The organism is Acinetobacter sp. ABJ_C4_1, from assembly GCF_044538495.1.
Lineage (GTDB): Bacteria > Pseudomonadota > Gammaproteobacteria > Pseudomonadales > Moraxellaceae > Acinetobacter > Acinetobacter nosocomialis_A.
The window spans coordinates 1-15,338 of the sequence record NZ_JBIUCQ010000020.1; the positions used below are offsets into that span (position 1 = coordinate 1).

Below are 15,338 nucleotides of genomic sequence, written 5' to 3' on the forward strand. Positions count from 1 at the left end.
TCAATTACTGACTTAAATTTCGCTCAAATAAACTTCGAGTAATTTAAACCAATCAATCAATGAAAATTATTTCGATTAATCAATCAGTAAAAATCCACACAAGTTGTTCTTCAATTCTCTTAATGATTTTTCTGCTCTTCGTCAGAGACAGATTCGACACAATACTAAGCTTTTATCTCAACCCTGTAAGCTAAGATATTCTCGTGTATCGCGTCGGGATGAGTGCATTATAGGGAAAAAAAACCGGCACGCAAGCACTTTTATAAATATCCGTGTTCGACCGGTTCTTTTTCACCCAAATAAAGCTTATAAAATTATCAAATAATTGATTTATATAGTTAATTTATTTTTTCAATGTTTTGATCTTTATATCTACAATCTTTATAGGCTGTTTTGGCACGTTTTGATGCATACCATAGTTTGATGTAGGAACCTGAACAATACGGTCAACTACATCCATTCCTTTTACCACTTTTCCAAAAACGGCATACCCAGGATTTCCTGGTGAACGATTAAGAAATTTATTATCTGCAACATTTATAAAAAACTGACTAGTAGCTGAATCTGGATCTGATGTACGAGCCATAGCTAAAGTACCACGTGTATTTGCAATACCATTTCCTGCTTCGTTCTTAATAGGTGTTCGTGTTGTCTTTTCCTGCATATTTGCAGTCATGCCCCCACCTTGTGCCATAAAACCAGGAATCACACGATGAAAGATTGTCTCTTTATAAAAACCAGACTTTATATAGCTTTTAAAGTTATTCACACTAATCGGTGCTTTATCGTCGTATAACTCTATTTCGATGTTGCCCAAATTTGTTTGCATCTCAACTAAGCTATTAGCCCATACTGAGTGACTGCTTAAACCTAGACAAAACAACATCAATAGCTTTTTCATATTTTCCTACAATAAACTTTATAAAAAGATAATCATTAAATCTAATCGTCTACAGCGAAGAATTCTAGTGAGTATTTATTAAGAATTTTAATACCATATTCTATTTAATCCATGTTCCACGTGAAACATGGATTATTGAGTTTGCTTAACTATTTTTATCCCAGAATTTTCTGAAATTTTTACTAATTTCGATAGTATGGCGTTTTGCTTTTCTAGAAATTGGCGTCAGGTTAATAAAACCATGAGTCTGTTCCGGAAATTCTTCGTAATACATTTTTACGCCATTTTGTCTTAACTTATGACTATATATTTTTGCTTCGTCATGTAAGACATCATGTCCAGCTGTAATCACAAAAGCCGGTGGATTTTTCTTTAGGTTGCCATAGGTAGGTGAAATAATTGGGTCATCAAGTTCCACATTATGCTGAGTTGCATAATATTGTGTGACGTAATCAATATCGGTATTTGTTAAAACCAACCCTTCGTTATAAGCATAAAAAGAAGGATGTCTGCTTTTGAAATCCACTGTTGGATAGATAAGTAATTGTGCTTGCGGAGCATAAGCTTTATTTACTGATCTTTGCGCAACAACAGTACTAATATTTCCACCTGCACTGTCCCCTGCAACCGCAATTCTATTTTTTAATATTTTTAATTGTCTGCGATTTTGATAAACCCATGCTAATGCATCTTCACACGACTGAATTAAATGTTGTGGTGAAACTTCCGGAGCAAGAGGATAGTCGATACTCAGTACCTGTACTCTGGCGTATTTAGCTAATAAACGACAAACCTCATCATGAGTATCTAAACCACCTACGACAAAACCACCTCCATGATAAAACACAATTAATGGCAGTTTCTTGTTAGGAGCAGGATGATAATGTCTGGCAAAGATTGTGCCGCTTTGGAGTGGCAGACGAATATCCTCTACCGACTCAATATAGGTTGGTTTTTGACGTATGGCATGCATTTGTGCATCAAACATTCTTCTTGATTCAATTGGGTCAGAACCAATAAAGCCCACTCTCCCCTGTTTAATTTGCACAGCCATCATGCATTTAGTAAATGAATCGAGATCTGGATATTGATAAGAATATCCTAAAATTTTAGCGAGAGACTCTTGGGCTATTCGAGGCAACCTATCGAGTGCTCGAGCAGCGGGGCCCTGCCCCTTATCTAGCAATGTTTGAATTTTTTGATTAAATGCTGTCATGCCTGTCTCCTTGAATCCCTCTTATCCTTCATATTTTCTACAGAATTCTTTGTTGTTTGACTATATTCGCATACAACTCATGCAATCAAGATACAAAGGTAAAAACCAATCTACGCTAATCTGATTTATAGCAAATGTCATTAACAAATCTGTCGATTAAAACAGGACTTTTTTGCCAATTATTGTTAACAGACAAAAAGAGGTACTGCTATGTCAGCAAAACTAGTTGTTACTATGTTAGCAACCAGTCTTTTAACTGTAGGCTGTGTTGCTTATCCAGATGACCCTTATTATCGTGGTGGCGGATATGGTTACCATGATCATGATCGTCGCTATGATCGTGACGATCAACGTCGATATAATGATTGGGAACGGAAACGTTGGGAAGAGCGTCAACGAGTATATGAACAACAACGTAAAGATATTCGTGAACAAGAAAAAGATCGTCGTGAATGGGAAAAAAGGCACCGTGATTGGGATAAAAAACGGGTAGAAGATCGAGATCATGATCGCCGAGATTATCGTCATGATGATTAAATTCACTATTATATAAAAAGCCCCAAAGAGATAAGTCTTCTGGGGCTTTTTTGAGAAATATAAATTCTCTTTCATTTATAGAAAATGAGTAGCAGCTCATTTCATATATATATCGGCATCTTGAACATATATGTTCTATAAACTCATATCTCTTATTTTAGCAGTGAATTACTGAGCAGTTGCAGAACCTGAAACTGAACCAGAAGCACCAGCGTCTACTTGACCTGGTTGCGCTTGACCAGAAACACCTGCATCGATACCAGCACCAGCGTGTACACCAGATGGGCTAGCACTTGTTTGAGCAGAACCTGATGCGTTTAAACCAGCTTCAGATGCACAACCAACAGCTGTAAGAGCAACACCAGCAAGTACTACAGAGATAAGACCTAATTTTTTCATGATTGCTTTCCTTTCATTACGACAAACGTTTAAATGCAAAGTTCATCTTCGCGCTGCCTATAATTCACAATTTTTTTTTCTGACGTGCGTATCATTGGTTGTCTTTTGTAGTAATAGAAGTACAAATTCTGCAATTTTTTATTAAATTCAATTTTTTAATCTGAGCAACCTAATTTATAAATTAAACCGTAGATAAATGTTTGTTTAATTTTATCAATTTTTTCTTTTTATTCTGCTGGGCCCTTATATTTAAAATTTTTCCATTTATAGAAACGCTATATAAGGTACGTAGACTGTTACAGAGCTTTTTTACCCTTACAAGTGATTTCTTCATAAAAAAGCCGCGAATGATCGCGACTTTTTTGAAAGTGAATATGGCTTAAACGTTAGATTATGGCCACTGCATTTCACCTTTTACAACTTTAGCCCCTAACTCCAAGCTATCCACACTTTGAAGAGTTGGATATTGCTTTTGCATAAGTTTGCTCAACTCAGCAGAGTTTTTAGTTGCCTTAGCTGCTTTTTCATAACTATTTAAATAGTTAATTGAGAAATTAACCGCATCGAGACCTTGTGGAGCTCCCTCAACCATATGTGCAGGCACAACAATTTTAGGCTGAAGGGCTTTGATACTTTCTAAAGATTGAATAACTTCCGCACGATCTTTAGTTTTAGGAGTATCGGCCATCCATAAATGAATGCCTGAAGACACAGGGATTCCCCCTACTACTGCTTTTGCAGACGGTACCCATAAATAGGTAAGTTCTTTTTTACCTTTAATTTCGATTGATTCATTTTCAAGTTTTAAAGTTTTAGCTGTATAAGCTTGAGGCACAATAATTTGGCTAGGTGCATTTGCACCCATTTGTGGTCCCCAATATTTAACTTTAAGCGCTTGAGTATCTTGAATATGCTTTACTGTTTCTGGAGTGGCAATAATCTGTACATTCGGAAAATACTGTTTAAATACGTCTAAGCCGAAATAATAGTCCGGGTCACCATAGCTTACAAAAATTGTTTTTAATGTTTTACCGCTATCGAGAATATTTGCGGCAATGCGCAATGCTTCAGATTTTGAAAATTGTGCATTAACCAATAAAACTTCCTTATCCCCTTCTATTAAGGTTGAAGTCACACCGAAGTGTTCTGGTTTAGCAAGAAAACTCTGAATTTTGAGATCTTGAGCAAAAGCTGACTGAGCCATAGTGAATGCCGTTGCAGTAGCAAGCACAGAAGCGGTTAATTTAAATAATTTCATTAGGTATTCTCCTGTTTCATGAAGAACACTTTAAATTGCAATTTATGTAAGATAAATGCACTAATTTAAGATAAACTGTTGCATATATTGTAATAATAGCTAGACATATGGATACTTTAAAAGCAATTCAGGTCTTTGTTTCTATTGCACAACATGGCAATTTGACCAAAGCCGCAGAGCATCTTAATTATTCTCGTGCCATGGTTTCGCGTTATCTTGAGCACCTTGAACACACGTTCTCAACTCGACTTTTTCAGAGAAATACCCGAAAAATATCTCTTACTCCCGCAGGTGAGAAAGCTCTGCTCTACTGTGAAAATATTTTACAGCAACAACAACTTTTACAAGAGCTCGCAGCGCCTGAGCAACATAACGGTACAATCCGTTTTACATGCGGTTTATTTTTATTTGAACTTGGGGTAGCAGAATGTATTCGTCAATTTAAGCGACAGCATCCTCATATTCAGTTTGATGTTTACCTAACTGAAAGCACAATTGATCTTATAGATGCACAAGTGGACTTGGCACTACGTATTACTCAAAAGGTAGCTGATGGTTTAATTGCTCGGCCAGTTTGTCAGATCGAGTCTGTTTTCTGTGCTCATCCGGATTATTTAAAACAGCACAGTCCCCTGCTGCATCCTCGTCAGCTGATTCAGCATGAATGTATTGCTCATCATAGCCAGCATCAATTCTGGACACTTTTTGATAATGAACAACAACCTCAGAACTATCCTTTAAATGTTACTTTTAAAAGTAATGATGTGAATGCGCTTTACGATATGTGCTTACATGCCCAGGGAGTTGCGATGTTACCGTCATTATTAGTTGAGAAAGATTTAAAAGAAAAACGCCTGACAGCTTTATTTAAAAATTTTACGGCTCCTGCGTTAAGTTTGTCGGTTGTGTATGCTTCTAGGCAACATTTACCCCGAATCACTCAAGAATTTATAGCTTTTATGATCGAAAATCTGGATTTTTACTTAAAACCGCAAAATTAAAAGCTTTAAATTGCCGTGTACGCTTGAATTTTTAGGCAATGCCCATACTTCATCCCTATTAATGAATTACAGCATATGCATGGCAGTTCAGGTTTTACACAGTAAATACTGATGCCAAAAAGGACTGTACATGTTTAAAAACCCATTTAAACGGAGATCATCAATGGCTAATGAGCAAAACGAGCAAGCTCAAGACATTCAAAATGAGCAAGCTGAGCAATCTAACGAGCAAACTCAGGCTGAAGGTGTAGAGCAAGCAAACGACGTTACCGTTGAATCTTTACAAGCGCAAATCACTAAACTAGAAGAAAATCTTAAACTTGAAAAAGCTCGTACTGCCAATGCAGTTTACGAAGCACAAAAAAGTGTAGAGCGTATTCAACGTGAGTCTGAGAAGCATAAAGAAACTGTGCTTGAAAAATTTGCCAAAGAATTGTTGGATTCTGTCGACAATTTAGAACGTGCAATTCAAGCTGCTGGTGGCGAAGAAACACCTGTACTTGAAGGTGTTAAGTTAACTTTGAAGTCATTGTTAACGACTCTTGAGAAATTTGGCGTTGTAGAAGCTGATACTCAAAATGGTTTCAACGCAGATTTACACCAAGCTGTTGGTATTGATCCAAATGCCAAAGCCAATGAAATCGGCACCGTTTTACAAAAAGGCTATACCTTAAATGGTCGCTTGTTGCGCCCTGCTATGGTTATGGTTGGTCAATAAAATGAGCAAAAGCGAAGCATCGCTTCGCTAAAAGCACAAAATTTGAGAGTTTTTTGATTTTTTTTCATAAAAATGCTTGAAAAAAACCGATTGACTCTCATATCGAATAACAAGCAAAAACATTGCAACAGAATTTTAGAGGAACACACCAAATGGCGAAAATTATTGGTATTGACTTAGGTACTACCAACTCATGTGTTGCTGTACTTGAAGGCGATAAAGTAAAAGTAATCGAAAACGCTGAAGGCGCACGTACAACTCCATCGATCATTGCTTATAAAGATGGCGAGATCTTGGTTGGTCAAAGCGCTAAGCGTCAGGCAGTAACAAACCCTAAAAATACATTATTCGCGATCAAGCGTTTAATTGGTCGTCGTTATGAAGATCAAGCCGTACAAAAAGACATTGGTCTTGTACCGTATAAAATCATCAAAGCAGACAACGGTGATGCTTGGGTTGAAGTAAACGATAAAAAATTAGCGCCTCAACAAATCTCTGCTGAAATCTTGAAAAAGATGAAAAAAACTGCAGAAGATTATTTAGGTGAAACAGTAACTGAAGCGGTAATTACCGTTCCTGCTTACTTTAACGATGCTCAACGTCAAGCAACTAAAGATGCGGGTAAAATCGCTGGTTTAGATGTTAAACGTATCATTAACGAACCAACTGCTGCGGCTCTTGCGTTCGGTATGGACAAAAAAGAAGGCGACCGTAAAGTTGCAGTTTACGACTTAGGTGGTGGTACTTTTGACGTATCTATCATTGAAATCGCAGACCTTGATGGCGACCAACAAATCGAAGTGTTATCAACTAACGGTGATACTTTCCTTGGTGGTGAAGACTTTGATAACGCATTAATTGAATACTTGGTTGAAGAATTCAAGAAAGAACAAAGTGTGAACTTGAAAAATGATCCACTTGCGTTACAACGTTTGAAAGAAGCTGCTGAAAAAGCAAAAATCGAGCTTTCTTCATCTAATGCAACTGAAATTAACCTTCCATACATCACTGCTGATGCGACTGGTCCTAAACACTTAGTGATCAACGTAACTCGTGCAAAACTTGAAGGTTTAGTTGCTGACTTAGTTGCTCGTACAATTGAACCTTGCCGTATTGCACTTAAAGATGCTGGTCTTTCGACTTCTGACATCTCTGACGTAATTTTGGTTGGTGGTCAGTCTCGTATGCCACTTGTACAACAAAAAGTACAAGAATTCTTCGGTAAAGAGCCACGTAAAGACGTGAACCCTGACGAAGCAGTTGCAATCGGTGCTGCAATTCAAGGTGCTGTATTGTCTGGCGACAAGAATGACGTATTGCTTCTTGACGTAACACCATTAACTTTAGGTATTGAAACAATGGGCGGTGTATTAACACCAATCATTGAGAAAAACACGACGATTCCTGCGAAGAAATCACAAGTGTTCTCTACTGCTGCTGATAACCAACCAGCTGTAGATATTTCAGTTTACCAAGGTGAACGTAAGATGGCTCAACAAAACAAATTGTTGGGTAACTTCCAATTAGGCGATATCCCACCTGCTCCACGTGGTGTGCCGCAAATTGAAGTATCATTTGACATCAACGCTGACGGTATCTTGAAAGTATCTGCGAAAGATAAGAGCACTGGTAAAGAGCAATCAATTCAGATTAAAGCAAACTCAGGTTTATCTGATGCTGAAATCGAAGCAATGATTAAAGATGCTGAAGCGAATGCTGAAGAAGACCGTAAGTTTGAAGAACTTGCAAAAGCTCGTAACGAAGCTGATGCATTAATTTCAAGCTCGAACAAAGCTGTTAAAGATCTAGGTGACAAAGTGACTGAAGATGAAAAAACAGCGGTAAGCACAGCGGTTTCTGAACTTGAAGCAGCAACTAAAGAAAATGATGTTGAAGCGATCAAAGCGAAAACTGAAGCTTTACAAAACATTTTGATGCCGATCACTCAACGTGCTTATGAACAAGCACAACAAGCTGGTGGTGCTGAAGGTTTTGATCCTAATGCATTCCAAGGTGGCGATGCTGGTCAACAAAAAGCTGATGATGGCGTTGTAGATGCTGAATTTACAGAAGTAAAAGATGACAAAAAATAATTTGTCTCTTTAAAAAGGCCGCGCGAAAGCGCGGTTTTTTATTGATTACAAAAAGTAACAATTATTATTTTTATATTAATTTGGTTGTTTTGTAGTCAAAATAGTCAATTGTTAAAATTAACTGTCTATTATTTATAACTATTTTAAAAAATTAAAATCACTGTTATTAAATCCATTAATTTTTCCATTAGTGCCAAATAAATAGATTTATCTATTCCCTTTCTTTAGCAAGATCACAAAACAACCACTATCTCTGGTCTTCTTTATCACTTTGACGAATCCGAATTACTTACTAACAATAAGAATTTATTTATATTTTTATTTTTGCCATGAAAAAATTTCTATGGTGGGGAATAAGCTTTTACTTAAGTATGAGCTTATACACAGTTGCTTTTGCTCAAAGCCATTTATCAACTATTTCTTTTAATCAACCTCTAAAATACAAGATTGATTATATAGATCCACGTTTTCATATTACCAAGGAACAATTTATTCAAATTGGTCAAGAAGCTGCTGGGATTTGGCAGAAAGAGACAGGAAAGACCTATTTTATTTATGACCCACAAGCAGAACTTACAATTAATTTAGTTTTTGATGATTATCAAGCGGTTCAAAATGAAAGAAAAATTAATATAAATAAGTTATTACAACAGCAGGAAGAATTGCGGGAGAAAAATAAAGCTGTTCTATTATCTAAACAACAAATAGATCAGGAAACTTCTCTTTTGAATGAAGCAAAAGTTCAGCTAAATAATAGATTTGAACAATATCAAAAGGATGTAACTCTTTTTAACAAAGGAGATAATAGTAAATTTAATCAAGCTGATTTAATTAAACGTCAAGCTGAGCTAACCGAATTATCATTAAAGTTAAAAACAAAATTTTCTCAACATAACAATAAAATAGAAAATCTTAATGCACAAATTAAGCAAATAAATCAACAGCAAAGCCTGCTTAATCAATCTATTAAACAATTTAATTTAACTACAACGGCTAGTCCAGAGGCTTTTCACAAAGGTTTATTCAGTCAAAACCAGATTCAGATTTATGGTTTTAATTCATTTGATGATTTGCGTCTAACACTTGCCCATGAATTTGGACATGCACTGGGACTAAAACACACTACTGACCCTAAATCTTTAATGTATCCTCGTTTAAAAGAGCAAGATATTCATAACTTCAAATTAACGCATTCAGATTTAGTCTTACTGAGTTCATTTTATAGTTCCAATAACGAAAATCATTAAAACCAACTGATTAAATAAACTAAATAAATTAAAAATTAATCAAATTTTTCTAACAAATAATTTGGCAAATGGTAAAAAATAATGAGACTAAAGTCTCATTTATTTGTCGAAATTGTACATTTTTTGATTGATTTTTCATTTTATCTTCTTATAATACGTTTCTTTCAAATCTCCCCTCCCGTGACGACTATGCGCTTAACTTCTTTGTTTTTAGGCTTGGCTTTTGCTTTTTCTAATTTTCAGGCCAATGCTCACCTTGCAACTCCTGTGAATACTCAAGTTCAGCAAAAAGATGCTCAACATTTGACATATAAAATTGCTGAAGTTGATCCTCGTTTTGGTTTAAGTCAAGATCAATTGATTCAGATTACTCAGCAAGCTGCTGATATCTGGAAAGAAGGTACGGGTAAAAATTACTTTACTTATGATCCAAATGCAAAGTTAGAAATTCGTCTTGTATACGATGACAGCAAAAATCGTTCAGAACAGCGTCAAAAAATCTCTGCTCAATTTAAACAAGATCAACAACGCGTAGTTGATGAACAACAGCAAATTAAGCAGTTGAAGCAAAATTTAAGTCAAACTCAATCTGATCTTGAAAACAAAAAACAGATCTTAAATGAGAAATTGAAGAATTTTGATCAACAAATGATGCAATTTAACGAAGGTAAATTAGCACCTGAATACACAGCAAAATCTCTTGCGAAAACTCAAAAAGATTTACAGAAACAAACTGTTTCTTTAAAGAAAGATATTGCTGCTTACAATCAGCAAGCTGCGGACTTAAACAAAAAGGTTAATCACTTTAACCAGATTAATGACCAGTTTAATCAATCATTAAATCAGTTTAAACAAAATGCCCAAGCTGATGTATTTAAGAAAGGTCTTTATAACGGTAAACAAATCACAATCTATGAGTATAGCTCTATTGATGATTTACGTTTAACGATTGCTCATGAATTAGGTCATGCACTTGGCTTAAAACACTCTGATCAACCAGGCGCGTTAATGTACTCAGTTCGCAAAGACAGCGATAAAAAAAGTGATATTTTAACTGACGCTGATCGTGATCTATTAAACGCTTTACCTCAATAATTAGATACAAGACATCAATGATGTATCTATTTTATAAATAGATACATCGAAATTCATGTCAAAGTCATGTTATTGTGGTTGTAAGAGCCGTCTAAAATAGAATGGAGATCAAGATGAGTTATTATCATATCCTGATTGAAGTAAATGACCACATTAGTACGATTGAACAAACTCGAGATATCGAACTATTTGATATTATTGAACTTAAACCGTACCTTCATTCTATTTTACTGCCTTATTTTAATGAGCAAGAAATTGAACTTGAAGATGAAAATATTGAATATAAAGATATTTTACATCTTGAAGTTAAGCAGACATTACTACCCATCGAACATCTAATCGAAGAAGAACAGAAGCAGTTACCAAGTGACACCGATGTCACTATTACTGCTTATGAAATCTTTAATGATCGTGATTTAAGCCAAGATGTCACTTCAGTTATTTTGGACATTTTGGAAGCTGTAAAGCTAGATTAATCCATAGTTTAACTGCTAAATAAAAAAGGTCTGCATATGCAGACCTTTTTTATTTAATGCCTTATTGCATCATTTTTCGGGCTTGTTCCTGACGGAATGCTCTTAAAATTTGCTGCCCTGCCCGTCCAGTTGGATTTAAACCTAAACGAGTCTGCTCTTGACGGATAGCAATACGTGTTTTATCACCAATTAAGCCATCTACAGCACCAATATCATAGCCACGATTAATCAGAAATTGCTGAATCTCTCGACGCTCTGCACGCGAAGTGCCTGGGTCATCTGTTGGCCAAGAAGCAACGAATGGCTTGCCACCTTTTAAGCGATCAGATAAATGTGCAATCGCAAGTCCATAACTTTCGGCTGCGTTATAGCTATAAATGGCATCAAAATTTTTAAATACTAAAAACACTGGGCCATTTGCTCCTGCTGGTACCATTAAACCGGCAGGTGTACTATCAGACAAAGCACCTTGAATTAAAGGTGTACCATCAATTCGGGTTACTCCACGTGCACTCCAGCTACTCAATGATTTTTTCGAGCGGCGCCCTTCTCCATCAATTGACATACCTGATGGGATTTTGACTTCAAAACCCCAAGGCATTCCTGTTTGCCAACCCGCTTTATTTAAGAAATTAGCAGTTGATGCCAATGCATCTGCCGTACTCGACACTAAATCTCGGCGACCATCTCCATCAAAATCAACAGCTAAGCGTTCATAAGTTGATGGCATAAACTGCGTATGTCCAAACGCACCCGCCCATGAGCCTTTAAGTTGATCTTCGGTTAAATCGCCACGTTGTAAAATACGCATAGTGGCAAAAAACTCGGTACGGAAATAACTTTGTCGGCGCCCTTCACAACTTAAAGTTCCAAGTGCTTGCAATAAAGGATATTTTCCAGAAATATCCCCAAAATTACTTTCAACACCCCACACCGCCACAATTGTTTCTGGCGGTACGCCATAAGCTTGAGATGCACGATTTAAAACATCTCGATATTGCGCTAATTTTTGTTTCCCAAGCTCAACACGCTCTTCATCTACAAGACCAGATAAATAGTCCCAAATCGGTGTAGAAAATTCTGGCTGATAATTTAACTTATCAATAACTGAGTAATCCGGCGTTAAATTTTGCGTATAGCGGTCATAAGTACTACCTGAAACTCCAGCAGCAATCGCTTGTGAACGTAAATTTGCTAAACAACTCTGGAAATTATTATTAGGCGTATAGGTATTGCTATTCGTTACTGGAACAGTCGCATTACTAGATATTGTAGAAGTAGAACCATTTATTACCAGCTCTGCTTGAGCCTGAGTCATTGCCAAAAATATAGACCCAACAATACAAGAAAAACGTCGCATATTATCCTAGTTCAATTTTTAAATTTAAATTTGTCTGTACCATACCATTATGGACTCAAAATTTTCAGAGAGAAATCGTAAATTTGAATTCATAATTACTTCTTTAAATTCATTTCCAAAGTTTTAAATTCAAATTTTACATCTAGTTTTGAATTTAAAACTTCTTACACAAGATTAATTGGTTTTTAAATTCAAAAATCCTTCCTGTAGTTTAAATTCAAAATGTTACTTTAAATTTAAAAGCCTAAACCCATTCTATCTGTGGATAACTTATAAAACCACACACCTAAACTGCCTTACACACTATATTCTTTATGCTTTTCATAACTCTTGTGAAGTACAAGCCCTTGGCTACTCATGAATATACGTTTTAAATTTAAAAGTTAGATGTGGTTTTGAATTCAAAACACCACCCAGACAACATACATCTTTTTAAATTCAAAAAAATATAAGTTAGAGCACCCGATTTAAATTCAAACTTTAGGTATTGGGGATAACTTATTTTAAATTCAAAACCACCAAAACGACTTATTTCATTTTTAAATTCAAAATTAGAACCTTTATTTAAATTCAAAAAGCTTACCGAAAGTTATCCACAGCAGAACAACACTAGGTTTTTTAAATTTAAAAGACAAAAAAAAGCGATCCGAAGATCGCTTTTTAGAAATTTTAACTTAATTAAATGGTCATATCAGCTGTTAATGCGAGTGGTTCTGGCAAAATTTTCGCTAATTGACGGCACAAACTCGTCAATTCATTACTATCCACAGGCATTAATGTAATGTGACCCAACTTACGGCCAGCACGTTCTGATTTGTTATACAGGTGCAGATGAGCGCCATTTAATGCTAAAACATCTTCAGTTTTAGGATGTTGACCAATAATATTGATCATAACCGTTGGTCGAACAACGTCTGTTGAGCCCAATGGTAGTCCTGCAACAGCTCGAACATGGTTTTCAAACTGTGAACATACGGCGCCTTCAATTGACCAGTGGCCAGAGTTATGCACACGTGGTGCCATCTCATTTGCACATAAGCCTTGTTCTGTCACAAATAGCTCGAGAGTTAGCACACCTACATAGTTGAGATGATTTAACAAACGCGTAATGTAGTCTTGAGCAACAGGTTGTAGAGCTTCACTGCTCGGTGCAGGTACGATTGAATGCGACAAAATACCGTTGTGATGGTGATTTTCAGCTAATGGCCAAGTTTTTACTTCACCATTTTGACCGCGTACTGCAATAATCGAAACTTCGCGAGAAAATTTCACAAAGCTTTCAGCAACTAAACTTTTTGCAGGACCAAGCTCTGCCCAAGCTGTATCAATTTGGTCTTCTGAACGAAGTACAAACTGACCTTTGCCATCATATCCGCCTGTTGCCGTCTTGAGTACAATCGGTAAACCAAGCTCAGCAACAGCTTTTTTCAAGCTTTCTAGGCTATCTACAGCACGATACGGTGCAACAGGAATCTCAAGTTCATCAAACAATGCTTTTTCTGACAAACGATTTTGCGCAGTCGCTAAAGCAACACGAGGAGGGTGCAATGTTTTGGTTTGTGTTAAAACATCTACGTCCGCAACAGGCGTATTTTCAAACTCAAGGCTGAAAACATCAGCGCTTTCAATAAACTGCTTTAAACCTTGTTCGTCTTGGCTAGAAAAAACTTGGCCTAAAACACCTGCTGGACAATCTGTATTTGCTTCAAAAAAAGTACATTGAATATTTAATGGTAAAGCTGCTTGCGCCATCATACGGCCCAATTGTCCACCACCAAAAATACCGATAGTTTTATCCATTTCAGCCTCTTAAACCTGTCCCGGAATATTGTTGCTTGCAACTTTATCAGTTTGAGCAGCACGGAAATCTGCAACATTTTTTGCAATTTCAGGACGAGTTAAACCTAAGATTTGAGCAGCCATAATCGCAGCATTGGTCGCACCAGCTGGACCAATTGCCAAAGTACCGACTGCGATACCTGCTGGCATTTGTACGATTGAAAGCAATGAATCTACGCCATTTAAAATTGATGATTTAACTGGTACACCCAACACAGGTAAGTCAGTTTTTGCAGCACACATACCTGGTAAGTGCGCAGCACCACCAGCGCCTGCAATAATCACTTGAATACCGCGATCACGCGCAGTTTCTGCATATTCAAATAAACGGTCTGGCGTACGGTGAGCAGATACCACTTCCGCTTCAAATGGTACACCAAGCTGTTTAAGCATATTGGCAGTATGTTCAAGCGTTGCCCAATCGGACTGGGAACCCATGATAATTCCGACTAAAGGTTGGGTATCTGTTGCGACCGCGTTCATTGGCATTTCCAAAGCGTAAAAATGGTAAAAACTCGACTTGTACCAAGCCAAGCATGAGAGAAAAAGATGAGGCCAATATTATAGCTGTTTTTTCACTCACCCCAAAGCCCAAGTTTATGAGGAAAAAGCATGAATCCGATGGATTTAACAACGATCTGTCTGAAAACCTGATTTCAAATAATTTTACTGGCTTCTAAATACAAAATAGACGCAGCCAAACAGGCATAACATGGCCCAAACATAGTCTAATTTAAACGGCTGCTTAAATAGCAACACCATAAATGGCACAAATACAATGAGAGTGACTACTTCTTGGGTAATTTTCATTTCACCCAAAGTCCAGTTTTGATCACTCAAGATTCGAGTTGCTGGAATCATAAAACTATATTCCAGTAGGGCAATAATCCAACCGAATAAAATCGCTTGCCAGAATGGAGCATGGTGCAAAAACTTAAGATGCCCATACCATGCAAGTGTCATAAAACAGTTCGAAATAATTAATAGCATAAAAGCTAAAACCGTTGGGCTCAAAGGCACATCCTTCATCGTCACGATGATTTAAGTATGAATATGGATCAAAAACATTATAAAAGATAAAACTATAATTCAGCTTAAATCTAAAAAATAAAGCTGTACTTTTATGAGTGCCTCAAACACATAGAACAACAACGAATTTTGACTATCTTTTCCAGTTGAGCCTTGCTATCGTTGCTGG

14 protein-coding genes and 1 pseudogene are annotated in these 15,338 nt (G+C 36.6%); 7 read left to right on the plus strand and 8 right to left on the minus strand.

Annotated features, from left to right (window positions below):
• Positions 1–343: 343 nt before the first annotated feature.
• Positions 344–901, minus strand: coding sequence for a peptidylprolyl isomerase (locus ACIF8R_RS17170; protein ID WP_396482173.1), 558 nt, complete (start codon positions 899–901; stop codon positions 344–346).
• Between the two features lie 145 nt (positions 902–1,046).
• On the minus strand, positions 1,047–2,117 hold the full coding sequence (locus ACIF8R_RS17175; RefSeq protein ID WP_289736556.1) for an alpha/beta hydrolase: 1,071 nt from the start codon (positions 2,115–2,117) through the stop codon (positions 1,047–1,049).
• A 210-nt stretch (positions 2,118–2,327) separates the two neighbouring features.
• Here ACIF8R_RS17175 and ACIF8R_RS17180 point away from each other — a divergent pair, with 210 nt between their 5' ends.
• Positions 2,328–2,654: a hypothetical protein gene (locus ACIF8R_RS17180; RefSeq protein WP_086223627.1), complete on the plus strand. Its 327-nt coding sequence runs from the start codon at positions 2,328–2,330 to the stop codon at positions 2,652–2,654.
• A 168-nt stretch (positions 2,655–2,822) separates the two neighbouring features.
• On the opposite strand, the gene ACIF8R_RS17185 is transcribed toward ACIF8R_RS17180, so the two are convergent.
• Together ACIF8R_RS17185 and ACIF8R_RS17190 are read right to left on the minus strand one after the other, a co-directional pair.
• On the minus strand, positions 2,823–3,053 hold the full coding sequence (locus ACIF8R_RS17185; RefSeq protein WP_002051903.1) for a hypothetical protein: 231 nt from the start codon (positions 3,051–3,053) through the stop codon (positions 2,823–2,825).
• 391 nt (positions 3,054–3,444) lie between these two features.
• Positions 3,445–4,311, minus strand: coding sequence for an MBL fold metallo-hydrolase (locus tag ACIF8R_RS17190; RefSeq protein ID WP_396482176.1), 867 nt, complete (start codon positions 4,309–4,311; stop codon positions 3,445–3,447).
• A 107-nt stretch (positions 4,312–4,418) separates the two neighbouring features.
• Between ACIF8R_RS17190 and ACIF8R_RS17195 the strand changes: the two are divergent.
• The 6 genes and pseudogenes from ACIF8R_RS17195 to ACIF8R_RS17220 all read left to right on the plus strand — a co-directional run bounded on the left by ACIF8R_RS17195 (position 4,419) and on the right by ACIF8R_RS17220 (position 10,941).
• A pseudogene (locus ACIF8R_RS17195) lies at positions 4,419–5,347 on the plus strand (LysR family transcriptional regulator).
• A 128-nt stretch (positions 5,348–5,475) separates the two neighbouring features.
• Positions 5,476–6,030, plus strand: a complete 555-nt coding sequence (gene grpE / locus ACIF8R_RS17200) for a nucleotide exchange factor GrpE (protein WP_086223625.1) — start codon at positions 5,476–5,478, stop codon at positions 6,028–6,030.
• Between the two features lie 152 nt (positions 6,031–6,182).
• Positions 6,183–8,123, plus strand: a complete 1,941-nt coding sequence (gene dnaK / locus ACIF8R_RS17205; RefSeq protein ID WP_289736561.1) for a molecular chaperone DnaK — start codon at positions 6,183–6,185, stop codon at positions 8,121–8,123.
• A gap of 329 nt (positions 8,124–8,452) precedes the next feature.
• Positions 8,453–9,370, plus strand: a complete 918-nt coding sequence (locus ACIF8R_RS17210; RefSeq protein WP_396482178.1) for a matrixin family metalloprotease — start codon at positions 8,453–8,455, stop codon at positions 9,368–9,370.
• Between the two features lie 81 nt (positions 9,371–9,451).
• Positions 9,452–10,465, plus strand: a complete 1,014-nt coding sequence (locus tag ACIF8R_RS17215; protein WP_396482180.1) for a M57 family metalloprotease — start codon at positions 9,452–9,454, stop codon at positions 10,463–10,465.
• 101 nt (positions 10,466–10,566) lie between these two features.
• On the plus strand, positions 10,567–10,941 hold the full coding sequence (locus ACIF8R_RS17220; RefSeq protein WP_077164428.1) for a hypothetical protein: 375 nt from the start codon (positions 10,567–10,569) through the stop codon (positions 10,939–10,941).
• Positions 10,942–11,002: 61 nt separating this feature from the next.
• On the opposite strand, the gene ACIF8R_RS17225 is transcribed toward ACIF8R_RS17220, so the two are convergent.
• The 4 genes from ACIF8R_RS17225 to ACIF8R_RS17240 all read right to left on the minus strand — a co-directional run bounded on the left by ACIF8R_RS17225 (position 11,003) and on the right by ACIF8R_RS17240 (position 15,169).
• Complete coding sequence (locus tag ACIF8R_RS17225; protein ID WP_396482182.1) at positions 11,003–12,301, minus strand: lytic murein transglycosylase; 1,299 nt, start codon at positions 12,299–12,301, stop codon at positions 11,003–11,005.
• A gap of 678 nt (positions 12,302–12,979) precedes the next feature.
• Positions 12,980–14,101 (minus strand): 5-(carboxyamino)imidazole ribonucleotide synthase, encoded by a 1,122-nt coding sequence (locus ACIF8R_RS17230; RefSeq protein ID WP_396482184.1) that lies wholly within the window; start codon positions 14,099–14,101, stop codon positions 12,980–12,982.
• Positions 14,102–14,110: 9 nt separating this feature from the next.
• Positions 14,111–14,623 (minus strand): 5-(carboxyamino)imidazole ribonucleotide mutase, encoded by a 513-nt coding sequence (purE, locus tag ACIF8R_RS17235; RefSeq protein WP_000994663.1) that lies wholly within the window; start codon positions 14,621–14,623, stop codon positions 14,111–14,113.
• A gap of 183 nt (positions 14,624–14,806) precedes the next feature.
• Positions 14,807–15,169 carry a DMT family protein gene (locus ACIF8R_RS17240; protein ID WP_396482186.1) on the minus strand — a complete coding sequence of 121 codons (363 nt, stop codon included), beginning with the start codon at positions 15,167–15,169 and terminating at the stop codon, positions 14,807–14,809.
• Positions 15,170–15,338: the final 169 nt, after the last annotated feature.

Excerpts from the sequence above, each read along its gene's own strand:
- ACIF8R_RS17220 (WP_077164428.1), top strand. The coding sequence starts at position 10,567 with ATGGAGATCAAGATGAGTTATTATCATATCCTGATTGAAGTAAATGAC.
- dnaK (WP_289736561.1), top strand. The coding sequence starts at position 6,183 with ATGGCGAAAATTATTGGTATTGACTTAGGTACTACCAACTCATGTGTT.
- ACIF8R_RS17225 (WP_396482182.1), bottom strand. The coding sequence starts at position 12,301 with ATGCGACGTTTTTCTTGTATTGTTGGGTCTATATTTTTGGCAATGACT.
- grpE (WP_086223625.1), top strand. The coding sequence starts at position 5,476 with ATGGCTAATGAGCAAAACGAGCAAGCTCAAGACATTCAAAATGAGCAA.
- ACIF8R_RS17230 (WP_396482184.1), bottom strand. The coding sequence starts at position 14,101 with ATGGATAAAACTATCGGTATTTTTGGTGGTGGACAATTGGGCCGTATG.
- ACIF8R_RS17215 (WP_396482180.1), top strand. The coding sequence starts at position 9,452 with ATGAGACTAAAGTCTCATTTATTTGTCGAAATTGTACATTTTTTGATT.
- ACIF8R_RS17185 (WP_002051903.1), bottom strand. The coding sequence starts at position 3,053 with ATGAAAAAATTAGGTCTTATCTCTGTAGTACTTGCTGGTGTTGCTCTT.
- purE (WP_000994663.1), bottom strand. The coding sequence starts at position 14,623 with ATGAACGCGGTCGCAACAGATACCCAACCTTTAGTCGGAATTATCATG.
- ACIF8R_RS17240 (WP_396482186.1), bottom strand. The coding sequence starts at position 15,169 with ATGAAGGATGTGCCTTTGAGCCCAACGGTTTTAGCTTTTATGCTATTA.
- ACIF8R_RS17210 (WP_396482178.1), top strand. The coding sequence starts at position 8,453 with ATGAAAAAATTTCTATGGTGGGGAATAAGCTTTTACTTAAGTATGAGC.
- ACIF8R_RS17175 (WP_289736556.1), bottom strand. The coding sequence starts at position 2,117 with ATGACAGCATTTAATCAAAAAATTCAAACATTGCTAGATAAGGGGCAG.
- ACIF8R_RS17190 (WP_396482176.1), bottom strand. The coding sequence starts at position 4,311 with ATGAAATTATTTAAATTAACCGCTTCTGTGCTTGCTACTGCAACGGCA.
- ACIF8R_RS17170 (WP_396482173.1), bottom strand. The coding sequence starts at position 901 with ATGAAAAAGCTATTGATGTTGTTTTGTCTAGGTTTAAGCAGTCACTCA.
- ACIF8R_RS17180 (WP_086223627.1), top strand. The coding sequence starts at position 2,328 with ATGTCAGCAAAACTAGTTGTTACTATGTTAGCAACCAGTCTTTTAACT.